This window comes from Allobosea sp. P4_H5 (genome assembly GCF_056400825.1).
This window is the reverse complement of the sequence record NZ_JBFUKM010000001.1, coordinates 674,316-687,608: the sequence shown is the minus strand read 5'-3', so window position 1 is coordinate 687,608 and position 13,293 is coordinate 674,316. Positions and strand designations below refer to the sequence as shown.

11 protein-coding genes are annotated in these 13,293 nt (G+C 67.1%); 7 read left to right on the top strand and 4 right to left on the bottom strand.

The annotated features are described in order from the left end of the window. The first annotated feature begins 22 nt into the window (after positions 1-22). The 6 genes from sufB to AC1DS0_RS03260 all read left to right on the top strand — a co-directional run bounded on the left by sufB (position 23) and on the right by AC1DS0_RS03260 (position 5,589). Positions 23-1,495, top strand: coding sequence for a Fe-S cluster assembly protein SufB (gene sufB, locus AC1DS0_RS03285; protein ID WP_476812942.1), 1,473 nt, complete (start codon positions 23-25; stop codon positions 1,493-1,495). Between the two features lie 110 nt (positions 1,496-1,605). Next, positions 1,606-2,358 (top strand): Fe-S cluster assembly ATPase SufC, encoded by a 753-nt coding sequence (sufC, locus tag AC1DS0_RS03280; protein WP_476812941.1) that lies wholly within the window; start codon positions 1,606-1,608, stop codon positions 2,356-2,358. Beyond that, on the top strand, positions 2,358-3,707 hold the full coding sequence (gene sufD, locus AC1DS0_RS03275) for a Fe-S cluster assembly protein SufD (protein ID WP_476812940.1): 1,350 nt from the start codon (positions 2,358-2,360) through the stop codon (positions 3,705-3,707). Before sufC ends, sufD begins: the two co-directional genes overlap by 1 nt. Further along, a complete protein-coding gene (locus tag AC1DS0_RS03270) occupies positions 3,707-3,916 on the top strand; it encodes a tautomerase family protein (RefSeq protein ID WP_326871995.1) in 210 nt (69 codons plus the stop codon). The genes sufD and AC1DS0_RS03270 overlap by 1 nt, the downstream gene beginning before the upstream one ends. Before the next feature lies 1 nt (position 3,917). Then, the gene (locus AC1DS0_RS03265; RefSeq protein ID WP_476812939.1) at positions 3,918-5,156 is read left to right on the top strand and encodes a cysteine desulfurase; all 1,239 of its coding nucleotides are present in this window, start codon (positions 3,918-3,920) and stop codon (positions 5,154-5,156) included. Between the two features lie 94 nt (positions 5,157-5,250). Beyond that, on the top strand, positions 5,251-5,589 hold the full coding sequence (locus AC1DS0_RS03260) for an SUF system Fe-S cluster assembly protein (RefSeq protein ID WP_236846693.1): 339 nt from the start codon (positions 5,251-5,253) through the stop codon (positions 5,587-5,589). Between the two features lie 78 nt (positions 5,590-5,667). On the opposite strand, the gene AC1DS0_RS03255 is transcribed toward AC1DS0_RS03260, so the two are convergent. The 4 genes from AC1DS0_RS03255 to AC1DS0_RS03240 all read right to left on the bottom strand — a co-directional run bounded on the left by AC1DS0_RS03255 (position 5,668) and on the right by AC1DS0_RS03240 (position 11,604). Next, the gene (locus AC1DS0_RS03255; protein ID WP_476812938.1) at positions 5,668-7,881 is read right to left on the bottom strand and encodes a caspase family protein; all 2,214 of its coding nucleotides are present in this window, start codon (positions 7,879-7,881) and stop codon (positions 5,668-5,670) included. Between the two features lie 192 nt (positions 7,882-8,073). Continuing rightward, on the bottom strand, positions 8,074-9,828 hold the full coding sequence (locus tag AC1DS0_RS03250) for an SUMF1/EgtB/PvdO family nonheme iron enzyme (protein WP_476812937.1): 1,755 nt from the start codon (positions 9,826-9,828) through the stop codon (positions 8,074-8,076). Positions 9,829-9,886: 58 nt separating this feature from the next. After that, entirely contained in the window at positions 9,887-10,345 is a 459-nt protein-coding gene (locus AC1DS0_RS03245) for a DUF4399 domain-containing protein (protein WP_476812936.1), read from the bottom strand. Further along, positions 10,342-11,604, bottom strand: coding sequence for a DUF4399 domain-containing protein (locus AC1DS0_RS03240; protein ID WP_476812935.1), 1,263 nt, complete (start codon positions 11,602-11,604; stop codon positions 10,342-10,344). The genes AC1DS0_RS03245 and AC1DS0_RS03240 overlap by 4 nt, the downstream gene beginning before the upstream one ends. A 141-nt stretch (positions 11,605-11,745) precedes the next feature. Here AC1DS0_RS03240 and AC1DS0_RS03235 point away from each other — a divergent pair, with 141 nt between their 5' ends. Further along, positions 11,746-13,266 (top strand): caspase family protein, encoded by a 1,521-nt coding sequence (locus AC1DS0_RS03235; protein WP_476812934.1) that lies wholly within the window; start codon positions 11,746-11,748, stop codon positions 13,264-13,266. Positions 13,267-13,293 lie beyond the last annotated feature (27 nt).

The window sequence follows — 13,293 nt, the reverse complement described above, 5'->3', positions numbered from 1 at the left end:
AACCCGCGACAGGAGTTTAGAGATGGCAGCGGTCCAGGAGACCATCGATCAGGTCAAGTCGATCGACGTGACCGAGTACAAATACGGCTTCGTCACCGAGATCGAGGTCGACAAGCCGGCCAAGGGCCTGACCGAGGACACGGTCCGCTACATCTCGGCCCGCAAGAACGAGCCGGAATGGATGCTGGAATGGCGGCTCGACGCCTTCCGCCGCTGGAAGACCATGACCGAGCCGACTTGGTCGCGCGTCAACTATCCGCCGATCAACTACCAGGACATCTATTACTACGCCGCGCCGAAGACGGGCGCCGATCCGAAATCACTCGACGAGGTCGATCCGGCGATCCTGGAGACCTACAAGAAGCTCGGCATCCCGCTGCGTGAGCAGGAGATCCTGGCCGGCGTCGCGCCGGAGAACCGGGTCGCGGTCGACGCCGTGTTCGACTCGGTCTCGGTCGTCACGACCTTCAAGAAGGAGCTGGCGCAGGCCGGCGTGATTTTCTGCTCGATCTCGGATGCGATCAAGGAGCATCCCGAGCTGGTGAAGAAGTACCTCGCCACCGTCGTGCCGGTGACCGACAACTACTTCGCCACGCTGAACTGCGCGGTTTTCACCGACGGCTCCTTCGTCTACATCCCCAAGGGCGTGCGCTGCCCGATGGAGCTGTCGACCTATTTCCGCATCAACGAGCAGAATACCGGCCAGTTCGAGCGCACGCTGATCATCGCCGACGAAGGCTCCTATGTCAGCTATCTCGAAGGCTGCACGGCGCCCAAGCGCGACGAGAACCAGCTGCATGCGGCGGTGGTCGAGCTGATCGCGCTCGACGATGCCGAGATCAAATACTCGACCGTGCAGAACTGGTATCCGGGCGATGCCGAGGGCAAGGGCGGCATCTACAACTTCGTGACCAAGCGCGGCGACTGCCGTGGCAAGAACTCGAAGATTTCGTGGACGCAGGTCGAGACCGGTTCGGCGATCACCTGGAAATACCCGTCCTGCATCCTGCGCGGCGACGGCTCGCGCGGCGAGTTCTACTCGATTGCGGTGTCGAATGGCGCCCAGCAGGTCGATAGCGGCACCAAGATGCTGCATCTCGGCAAGAACACGACCTCGAAGATCATCGCCAAGGGCATCGCCGCCGGCAAGTCCGACTCGACCTATCGCGGCATGGTCTCGGCCCACCGCAAGGCGACGAACGCGCGCAATTTCACCAATTGCGACTCGCTGCTGATCGGCGACCAGTGCGGCGCACACACGATTCCGTACATCGAGGCCAAGACATCGACCGCGATCTTCGAGCACGAGGCGACCACGTCGAAGATCGGCGAGGACCAGATGTTCTATTGCCAGCAGCGCGGCCTCTCCGAGGAGGAGGCGGTGGCGCTGATCGTCAACGGCTTCGTCAAGGAGGTGCTGCAGCAGCTTCCGATGGAGTTCGCCGTCGAGGCGCAGAAGCTGATCACGATTTCCCTTGAAGGCTCCGTGGGCTGACGCCCGATCGTTTCCGAGATGCCCGGGTCAAGCCCGGGCATGACGCCTGAATGAAGCGCGTCATGGTCGGGCCTGACCCGACCATCTCCAGCAGAATGGAACTCCGAACGATGCTCGAAATTCGCAATCTCACCGTCAAGATCGCCGACGAGGACAAGCAGATCCTCAACGGCCTCAACCTCACCGTGAACGCCGGCGAGGTCGCCGCGATCATGGGGCCGAACGGCTCCGGCAAGTCGACGCTGAGCTATGTCATCGCCGGCAAGGAGGACTATGAGGTCCTCGACGGCGAGATCCTGCTCAATGGCGAGAACCTCTTGGAGATGGAGGCAGACGCCCGCGCGGCCGCCGGCATCTTCCTCGCCTTCCAGTACCCGCTGGAGATCCCCGGCGTCGCCACCATGACCTTCCTCAAGGCGGCGATGAATGCGCAGCGCAAGGCGCGCGGCGAGGCCGAGCTGCTGACTCCGGACTTCATCCGCCAAGTCAACGGCGCCGCCGACAAGCTCGGCATCGACCGCGAGATGCTGCGCCGGCCGCTCAATGTCGGCTTCTCCGGCGGCGAGAAGAAGCGCATGGAGATCCTGCAGATGGCGCTGCTGTCGCCGTCCATGTGCATCCTCGACGAGACCGATTCCGGCCTCGACATCGACGCGCTGCGCATCGTCGCCGATGGTGTCAATGCGCTCCGCGCCCAGAACCGCGGCTTCCTGGTCATCACCCACTATCAGCGCCTGCTCGACCATATCGTGCCCGACACCGTGCACGTGATGTCGAAGGGCAGGATCGTCAGGACCGGCGGCAAGGAGCTGGCGCTCGAGCTCGAGAAGAGTGGCTATGCCTCCTATGGCGAGGCTGCGTGATGGCGATCATCACCCCGCTCAAGACGGCGGCCGAGCAGCAGCTCGCCGAGCAGTTCGCCAATATCAAGGCCGAGCTGCCGGGCGCCGGCGCGATGCGCAAGGTCCGTGAGGATGCCTTCGCCGGCTTCGAGGCCAAGGGCCTGCCGCATCGCCGGCTCGAATCCTGGCGCTATACCGATCTGCGCGCGCTCTGGCGCGAGGCGAAGCCGCTGGCGCGCCGCCCGACCCGGCCGCAGGCGATCGCAGACCGGCTGGCGCTGCAGACCATCGCCGGCCGGCGCTTCGTCACCATCGACGGCGTGTTCAGCGCTGCCGATTCCGATCTGCAGGGCCTGCCCGCCGGCATCACGGCGCGCAGCCTGGCTGAGGCTCTGACCGAGAGCCCGGACGAGATCGCCGCAGCCTTCGCTGTGCCGGAGGTCGCCCGCGACGACGGCGCGCTGATGCTCAACGCCGCCTTCGCCCAGGACGGCGTGGTGATCGAGGTCGCTGATGGGACCGAGCTCGACCAGCCGATCGTTTTGCTGGCCCTCGGCACGGGTGCGAGCGAGGCGTCGATCGTCTCGCGTTCGCTCGTCAAGATTGGCACCGGCGCCAAGGTCACCGTGGTCGAGCTGCAGGAAAGCGTCGGGCCGGCGCCGGTCCAGGTCAACCATGCGACCTCCTTCGTCATCGGTGAGGGCGCGCAGGTCGAGCATGTGCGCATGGTCTCGCGACAGCGGGCCGAGACCGTTCAGGTGCAGTCGCTGCTGGTCGAGCTCGGCGGCCATGCCACCTTCGATTCCATCGCGGTCGCCGTGAACTGCGGCGTCCTGCGCCAGCAGAGCTTCCTGCGCTATGGCGGCGAGCACAGCCGCGCGGCGCTGCGCGGCATCAACCTGCTGCGCAAGCAGGAGCACTCCGACGTCACGCTGGTGATGGACCATGCGGCGGCCCATGGCGAGAGCCGCGAGCTGTTCAAGACCATCATCGAGGGCGAGGGCACTGGCGTCTTCCAGGGCAAGGTCATCGTCCGGCAGCATTCGCAGAAGGTCGACGGCAGCATGAAGAGCCATGCGCTGCTGCTGAACGATGGCGCGACCATGTTCAACAAGCCGGAGCTCGAGATCTTCGCGGACGACGTGGTCTGCGGCCATGGCGCGACCGTGGCGCAGGTTGACGCCGAGCAGCTCTTCTACCTGATGGCGCGCGGCCTGCCGCGGCCGCAGGCCGAGGCGCTGGTGCTCGCCGCCTTCGTCGGCGAGGTTTCCGACATGGTCGGCGACGAGGGCGTTCGCGAGATCGTCGGCCGCGAGATCGATTGCTGGCTCGGCCAGCGCGACGCTGGACCCAAACTCGGAGCCGCCTGATGCCTTACGTCAACCTGCAGATCACCAAGGGCGCGACCCGCGCGCAGAAGGCCGAGATCGTCAAGGAGTTCACGCAGACGCTGGTCCGCGTGCTCGGCAAGAACCCGCAGGCCACCCATATCGTGATCCAGGAGATCGAGCGCGAGGATTGGGGCCATGCCGGCATCCTCGTTGCCGATCGGCCGACAGAGCCCGCCGGAAAGGCCTGAGATGAACGCGATCGCGAAGCCCTACGACGTCGAGACGATCCGCAAGGACTTCGCGATCCTCTCGCGGCAGGTCTACGGCAAGCCGCTGGTCTATCTCGACAATGCCGCCTCGGCCCAGAAGCCGGAAGCGGTGATCGGGGCGATGACGCGGCTGATGCGCGAGGACTATGCGAACGTCCATCGCGGCCTGCACTACCTCGCCAACGCCTCGACCGAGGCCTATGAGGCGGCGCGCGAGAGCGCCCGCCGCTTCCTCAATGCGGCGCATATCGAGGAGGTGCTGTTCACCCGCTCCTCGACCGGGGCGCTGAACACGGTCGCCTCCTCGCTCGGGCAATACCTCAAGATCCAGGAAGGCGATGAGATCATTCTCTCGATCCTGGAGCACCACTCCAACATCGTGCCCTGGCACTACTGGCGCGAACGCCACGGCGCCGTGATCAAATGGGCTGGAGTCGACGAGGACGGCAATTTCCTCATCGAGGAATTCGAGAAGCTGATCACGCCGCGCACCAAGGTGGTGGCGCTGACCCATATGTCGAACGCGATCGGCACCATCGTCCCGATCGCCGAGGTCGCGAAGATCTGCCAGGCCTATCGCATCCCGCTGGTCGTCGACGGCTCGCAGGGGGCGGTGCACCTGCCGGTCGACGTGCAGGCGCTCGGCTGCGACTTCTACGCCTTCACCGGCCACAAGACCTATGGGCCGACCGGCTCCGGCATTCTCTGGGGCAAGCGCGAATGGCTGGAAAAGCTGCCGCCCTATGAAGGCGGCGGCGAGATGATCGCGACCGTCAGCGAGGACGCGATCACCTATAACGATCCGCCGCATCGCTTCGAGGCGGGCACGCCAGCGATCGTCGAGGCGGTCGGCCTGGGAGCGGCGCTCGACTACATGATGGCGCTGGGACGCGAGAACATCGCGGCGCACGAAGCCAGGCTCAACGCCTATGCGATGGAGCGGCTCGGGCAGATGAACTCGATCCGCATCTTCGGCAAGGCGAAGGAGAAGGGCGCGATCATCGCTTTCGAGCTCGCCGGCGCGCATGCCCATGACGTCGCCACGGTGATCGACCGGGCCGGCGTCGCGGTCCGGGCCGGCACGCATTGCGCCATGCCGCTGCTCGCGCGCTATGGCGTGACCTCGACCTGCCGTGCGTCCTTCGGCCTCTACAATACGCTGGAGGAAGTCGATATATTGGTGGAAGCCCTGCGCAAGGCGGAAGAGCTGTTCTCATGATGCTCCGCCAGGCTGCCAAGCCAGCCTTGCGCCGAATGGAAGTTTTGCGATGACCGAGACCGTTGCCGAAGAGTTCAAGCCGAACGCACCGACCATGGGCGCAAGCTCCGGCCTGCCGCCGGAGGAGATCGACCGGCTGACCGACGACATCGTCGCGGCGCTGAAGACCGTCTACGATCCGGAGATCCCGTCCGACATCTACGAGCTCGGCCTGATCTACCGCGTCGACATCGCCGATGACCGGCAGGTCGCGATCGACATGACGCTGACCGCGCCGGGGTGCCCGGTGGCGGGCGAGATGCCGGGCTGGGTCGAGAATGCGGTCGGCGCCGTTCCGGGCGTCTCGGGCGTGACGGTCAACATGACCTTTGACCCGCCCTGGGACCAGTCGCGCATGTCGGATGAAGCAAGGGTCGCGCTCGACATGTGGTGAGCGCGGGAGCCTCACCATCCTTGCAAAACTGAAAAGGTCGCTGCGATGCAGCGGCCTTTTTCGTTGTCGTGATGTCCGTCAGAAGCCGAAGTTGAAGCCGGCCTTGACGATGTCGCCGGCGGTGCGGATCCGCATGGCCGCGTACTGATCGGGCGCCAGTCCGGTATAGTCCTGCAGCAGCAGGCGCTTCTGGCCGAGTTCGTAGTGGGTGTAGTCGAGCCGGACCGTCATGCCGGGAGCGATCGCGTACTCGACGCCGCCGCCCACCGCCCAGCCGCCGATGAGGCCCGAGCGCGAGCCGCTGACGGCCGAGGTGGTCCGGGTGTTGTCGGGCGTGATCGAGCCCTTCTGCTCGACGAGGCCATAGGCATAGCCACCTGAGCCGTAGATCAGGAAATTGCCGAGCACGATACCGGCGCGCACCCGTACCGTGCCGAGCATCGAGAGCTCGTTGCTGGCACGGGTGGTGAACTGCGTGCCGGGATTGGCGGAGACGCTCTTGCTGCCACCAAGGCGGGTGGCGGAGAGGTCGGTCTCGGCGCCGATCACGATCGCGCCCATCTGGTAATTGAAGCCGAACTGGGCGCCGCCGACCGCGCCGGCGCCATCGGGCGCCAGGCTGCGCGGGACCGCCGACGGATTGATCGCCCAGGAAGCAGGCGTCGGCGTCCCCACCACCGTGTTGGCGGTGGTATTGGTCGAAGTGGCCGTGGTGGCGTTCGTCGTCGTGGTTGTCGTTGTGGCCGTGGTCGAACCCAGTTCCACGGTCGTCACCGTCGTCGCGGTCGTGGTGGTGGTCGTGGTCGTGTTCGTCGTGTTGGTCGTCGTGGTCGTCGGCGTGACTGTCGGGGTGCCATAGGGGCCGTCGACGGTCGTGCGGCCGCTCTGCTGGCCGCCGCCGAGCGAGCCGCCGACATAGAAGCCGGTCCAGCGCGGTTGGTTGGGGAGGATGACGGGAAGCGGCGGTGCATAAGTGGCCGGTGCGGACTGGACCGCGCGCGGCTGTCGCGGCGTGCTGGGCGAAGGCGAGCGTGGCGTATAGTCGGCGCGGCGCACGCGTGGCTGCAGAGCCGGGCAGATCGGGCAGGTCTGGGCGACCTGGACGCGGTTTCGGCTCGGGGCGCTCGCGGCCAGGCGCAGCGCTTCGTTCTCGTGCTGCGAGCCGGGATAGAGGCGGGCGAAGAGCTTGAGCGATTCGGCGTCGCCGGCGAGAACGGTCTCGGCCCAGGCGGTCTCCTCGGTCCGCTGCGCGAGGATGCGATGCAGTCTCAGGGCGCTCTGGTCGTCCGGGTTGATGGCGAGGGCGCTACGGTAGATGTCGCGGCGATCCCAGGCGATGGCGGTGCGGTAGGCGTCAGCGGGCGACATGGCGCGCAGCGCAGCCGGGGTCGGGCGCGCCGCGAGCGGAACGGCGCCCGCGACTGCGGGAGYGCCTGCCGACGGTGCGGGGGTGGCGCCGGCCGGGCGCTGGAAGAAGCTGACATCAGTGATGAGTGAAGAGGTGTCCCAGGGGATCTGGACGCCGCTGGTGGCGTCGTAGACGGCGAGGCGGATGCGGCGGAAGACCTGCTCGATCGGCAGCCCCGGCTCGCGCGCCTCGCGCAGGAAGGCGGTGGTGAACGGGCTGTTGGGGCCGGTGCCGTCGGCCGCGGTCGAGCCGGGCGAGGTCGCAAAGGCAACGAAGGTGCCGCTGCTGGAATCGATGCGGGCGAGGCCCGCTTCGCTGCGAATACCTTCGTTGGCGCCGTCGACCATCTGCAGCGCCAGCCCGCGCGACAATTCACGCCCGGCGAAGGGGTTATTGCGGCAGGCGTCGAGGATGGCGATCTTCGATCTGGCGCCGGCGGCGTCGAGCTTGCGCAGGATCTCGGTCAGCGAGAGCGACTGGTTCGGGATGTTCGCCGAGGTTTCGACGCGGACATCCGTCGGCAGGATGTAGTTGGCGCCGTCGAGCTGCACGGCGTGGCCGGCATAGTAGACGAGGGTGGTCGCGCCGGCGCCGCTCTGCTTCACCTTCTCGACGAAGACATCGAGTGCGCTGCGCAGGCCGGCAAGCGAGAGGTCGGTCGCGGCGGTGACGTCGAAGCCGGCCTCCTGCAGCATGGCGCGCGTCGCATTGGCGTCGCCGAGAGCGTTCGGCAGCTTGGCGATGTTCTGGTAGGCGCCATTGCCCATGACGAAGGCGAAGCGCCGTTGCTGCGCGACGGCAGGCGATATCGCGAGAGCGAAGGCGCTTGCGATGGCGGCGAGCGCCAGCAGGATGCAGATGGGTAGCCGCAGGCCGGTCCGCATGGCGCCTCCTCGGCGGTCCGGCCCGAAGCCCAGCCGCTGCTGATTCGTCTCTTACGCTTACCCTTAGCGAGGCAGAGATTAGCGGCAGCGTGGTTATGAAGAGAACAACAAATTGCCGCCTGGCGGCCTTCGCTTCGACTCTGTGAGCAAATTGCCACCGGCCCGGCGCCCGGCCCGCTACCCCGCGCCGGGTCAGGGCTCACGCAGGACGCGGAAACCGTTGGTGTAGAAGCGCACATCGCTCTCGTATTTGAAGCGAGCCGCGGAGCGCAGATAGCGCGGGTCGTTGTTGAAGGAGCCGCCGCGCAGCACGCGTTCGCGGCAGCCGGCGGGCGCGTAGGCGCTGCCGTCGCGGGGGGCGGCGCGATAATTCTCGCTCCAGCAGTCGGCGACCCATTCGGCGGCGTTCCCGGCCATGTCGCGCAGGCCGAAGCGGTTCGGCGGGAACTGGCCGACCTCGCTCGCCTGGCGGCGCTGCTGCGCGTTGCAGCCGAGGCAGTTGGCCATCTCCTTGTCGACCGAATTGCCCCAAGGATAGCTGGCCGTCGTGCCGGCCCGGGCGGCGTATTCCCATTCCGCCTCGGTCGGCAGCCGGTATTTGCGCCCGGTCTTGTAGGACAGCCAGACGAGATAGGCGTTGGCGTCGTTCCAGTGGATGTCGGTGACCGGGCGCTTGCCGCGGCCGAGATTGCGGTCGCTCGGGCGGTGGCTGCAGCCGCCCTCGGCGACGCAAGTATCCCACTGCGCGAAGGTGACCTCGTCGGTGCCGAGATAGAACGGCCGGGCGATGGTGACGGCGTGTATCGGCTTCTCGAACTCGAACATCTCGTTCGAGCCCATTTCGAAGCTGCCGGCCGGGATCAGGGAGAGTTCGGGGCAGTCATCGCAATCGCGCATGGTCCGGGCTTGCGCAGAAGCCGCAGGAGCCGGCACCGGGGAGGGCGCGGGCGGCTGCGTCGCTGCCGCCCGCTGGGCCCTGAGAGACTGCTCACGGGTGCGGGCGAGCCCGGCGAAGCGGCCGTTCGGATAGGCTTCGAGATAGGCACGATACTCGTCCGGATTCCGGCTGTCCTTGATGGTCTCCCAGAAGGAAAGCTCGTAGGGACCGAGCTGGTCGGATTGCGGTCCGGGAGGCGGCGGCGCGGTGGTGATGGCGCGGGTGGTGTTGAGGGCGGTGGCGACCGGTCGGCCAATCGGCGTGACGACGAGCCCGCTTGGGGGCATCGAGGACAACCAGAGCTGCTGCGAACGCCGTGTCGCGCGGCTGACGGCGTCACGCGTGCGGGTCAGGGCGGTCGTCATGTCGAGCCCTGGCGTGCGGATCGCCTTCAGCCATTCGTCGATCGCCGGATCGGCGCGACCTTGCGTCTCGGCCACGGTCTTTCCCGGCGCCGCCGGCGCCATGATCGCGATCGTCTCGATCTGCTCGATGGGGGCGAGCCCCTTGCCGCCGCCGAGCCCGGCCTGCCAGGGATTGTCGCGCGCCGCGTCGAGCACGATCACAGCGCTGGCCGGCCGGCTGACGATCAGCGCATCGAGAAGCTGGTCGAGGTCGATGGCGTCGCGTGCGACCTCGGCCGGGCCGCGCGGCGCGGCGTCGACCGGGACGAGGAAGTTGCGGCCGCGCGACTGCACGGCGTGTCCGGAATAGAAGACGACGACCTGGGCGCCGCGCGCGAGCTTGCCGCGGAAGGTCGCGATCGCGCTTTCCAGCGCAGGACGATCGGCGTTCTCGATGCTGACGAGGTCGAACTCGCCCTGGCGCAGTACGTCGGCGACGGCACGGGCGTCGACGGCGGCGTTGGCCAAGGGCGCCGCGCGATAGGCGGTGTTGCCGACGACCAGGGCGATGCGCGGCGGCTGGCCGTTGCCGCCCTGGGCGAGGGCCGGAGCGAACGGCGCGAGCAGGGCCAGCACGGCGACGGCAAGGCACCGATACCAGGACATGGCGTTCATCCTTCGCTGCGGCCTTTCGCTGGCGATGCGGCCGAGCCGCATCGATCCCTCATCTGACGTAGACTGTGATCTTCTGAGACATAACCGGCGGCCGATGCGGCGTGTGCGTGTGATCGCCGAGCAGCAATTGCAGCGTATGCGTCCCCTTCGGCAGCGTGACCACCACCTCGGTCTGGCCGTTGCCGAGATGGATATTGTTGTAGTCCGAAGGGATCGGCTGGTCCGGCGGGCCAGGATCGGTGTCGATCAGCAGGTGATGGTGCCCCGTTCCCGGTTTGTCGATACCGGCCGGGGCGACGCCCATCTCCTTCAGCCCGATCCGCACGGTGAAGCGCTCGGGCACGCGCAGGCCGTCGAGCGGATAATGGAAATAGACCATGGCGTTGCGCGGCGCCGGCTGGCGCGGGGTGGCGGTCTGGGCCCAGAGCGGCGAGGGCGCGAGAAGAAGCGCTGCGAGTAGTGCGAGGCCGGGCCGAACAGTGGCCAGTCGCTTCATCCCGGCAGTCATCGGCGCGCCCTCCGCCTGGCGGGAGCGCCGATATAAACGGTGATGCGCTCGGACATGATCGGCGGATCGTGCGGGACGTGCTGGTCGTCGCCGAGGATGAGCTGCAGCGTATGCTCGCCCGGCGGCAGCGTGATCTTGCGTTCGGTCTGGCCGTTGCCGAGATGGATGTGGTTGAGATCGGCGGGGATCGCGGCATTGAGCGACGGCGTCGGCACGTCGATCAGGAGATGGTGGTGGCCGGTGTTGGGCCTGACGACACCGGCCGGCGCAACGCCCATATTGCGCAGGCCGAAGCGAATGGTCGAGGTCGCGAAGATGCGCGTGCCGTCGCGCGGATAGATGAAGTAGACCGCGGCGTCGTTGGGCGCCGCTGTCCGGCCGGAGGTGGTGCGGGCAGGCGGAGGCGCAGCCGGGGCCGGGGCCGGGGTCGCCATCGACGCTTCCTGCACCCGCACCCTGATCTTCTGCGACATCACCGGCGGATCGTGCGGGACGTGTTCATGGTCGGCGAAGAGGAGCTGGAGCGTGTGCTCGCCGGGCGGCAAGGTGAGCTCGGTTTCCGTCTGGCCGCGGCCGAAATGCAGGTGGTTGAAATCGCTGGGGATCTCGCGGTCGAGTGGCGGCAGGTCGGTGTCGACGAGGAGATGGTGATGGCCGGCATTGTCCTGCTTCGTGCCGGCAGGGACGAGTGCGATGTTCTCCTGGCCGAAGCGGACGAGCGAGCGCGGCGGGATCATGGCGCCGTCCTGCAGGCCGACGAAGAACACCCGGGCGTTCGGAGCCGCAGCCGTTCGCGGCTTCTCCTCCGGCGCGGCCATGACCTCGACGGTGATCTTCTCCGACAGCACCGGCGGATCGTGCGGGACATGGTCGTGGTCGGCGAAGAGAAGCTGCAGCGTGTGGCGGCCGGGCGAGAGCAGGATCTCGGCCTCGCTCTGGCCGCCGCCGAAATGCAGATGGTTGAAATCGCTCGGGATCGGCTGCCCGAGCGGCGGCAGCTCAGTGTCGATCAGCAGATGGTGGTGGCCGGTGTTGCGGCGCGCTGTGCCGGCCGGTGCGATCTCCATGCCTGATATGGTGAAGCGGATCGTCGCCTTGCCGGGAATGCGGGCATTGTTCTGCAGGTCGATGAAGGAGAGCTTCGCGCCGGTGGGGGCAGGGCTGCGCGCCCGGGCGCGCTCCTGTGCGAAGCCCGCGGAGATGGTCGCGGCGAAAACGGCCGTAACTCCGACAATGAGTTTAAGTCGAAGCCTCCGCATCGGCGCTCTTCCTCGCGGCGCGTAACCGCCGTAAAGTTAGCAGCGGGCCGGGTGGGGAGCAAGCAAACCGTCTGTCATGGCAGGCGGATAAATCTGGATTTTCACCGTCGCTTTCTTTAGGATGACGCAGGGAATGGTGCCATGACTGCTGCCGTCAGATTTTGTGCACTGATCGCTCTTCTTGCGCAGCTCGTCGTCGTGCCGGCGCTGGCACAGACGCAGGAACGCCGCGTCGCCCTGGTGATCGGCAACTCCGCCTACAAGAACGCTCCCGCCCTGCCCAACACGCCGAACGATGCGCGCGACACCGCCGAAGCTCTGCGGAAGGTCGGTTTCGAGGTGGTCGATGGCGTCGATCTGGACAAGCGCGGCATGGATGCCGCCGTGTCGCGCTTTGCGCGCCTCGCGCAGGATGCCGATGCGGTGATGTTCTACTATGCCGGCCACGGCTTCCAGTTCAACGGCGAGAACTTCCTGGTCCCGGTCGAGGCCAAGATCGATGACGAGGTCTCGGTCCAGTTCGAGACCGTCAAGCTGAGCGAGGTCACGACGGCGCTGGGCTTCGCCAAGGGCGTCAAGATCATGGTGCTCGACGCCTGCCGCAACAATCCCTTCCTCGCCCAGCTCTCGAAGAAGTCGACGACGCGCAGCATGTCGGTCGGCTCCGGCCTCGCACCGATCGTGAAGGCGCAGGGCATGGTGACCGCCTATGCGACCCAGGCCAACGACGTCGCCGCCGACGGTGCCGGCCGCAACAGCCCGTTCACGGCGGCGCTGGTGCAGGAGATCCAGCAGCCCGGCCTCGAGATCGCCACCATGTTCCGCCGCGTCCAGAAGGCGGTCTACGATTCCACCGGTGGCAAGCAGACGCCGGAACTCTCGCTTTCCCTGCTCGGCGACTTCTACCTCAACCGCGAGGAGACTGACGCCGACATCTGGAAGCGCCTGCGCAGCAGCGACAACCCGGCCGAGATCAAGGCCTTCATCCAGCGCTTCCCGACCAGCTTCTTCGCCGTCGACGCCAAGACGAGGCTCGATCTGATCGAGCGCCGTGGCCTGGCGACGGGAGAGCGTGAGAAGCTCGAGCAGGAATTCGCCGCGAAGGAGAAGGCCTTGCTGGACCGCGTGCAGCAGGCCGAGAAGGACCGCGTCAAGGCGGCGACCGATCTCGCCGGTCGCGATGCCGGCAAGACCGCCGACACCGAGCGCGCCGTGCCGAAGCCGGGCGAAGTGACGCCGGCGAAGCAGACCGATGCGAATGAGCGCGACCGCCTCGCCAAGGAACTGGCCAAGAAGGAGCAGGAACTCGCCGCGCTCGAGGCCGAGAAGGCCAAGCTGTCGCAGGAGCGTGAGGAGCGCGAGAAGGCGGTGGCGACGCGGATGAATTCCGGCGGCGTGACCGAATTGCCGGCTCCGCAGAAGCCGCTGCTGCCGACGGTTCCCGCCACGCGTCCGCAGCGGCAGGAGCCGCGCGAGGTCCAGCAGCCGCGTGTCGTGCTCGATCGCAAGTCGACCGGCATCCTGACTGGCGGCGTCGAGGCTGCCCCGGAGCCGCGCGGCAACAAGCGTCGGCCGGGCGTTGGCGGGACGGTGGACTGCACCGATGCGCTGATGCGGGCCCAGCTCGGCGATGGCGGAAGCGTCCCGAAGAACTGCCGCTGACACAATTGCGAAGCGGCCTTCGCCGTC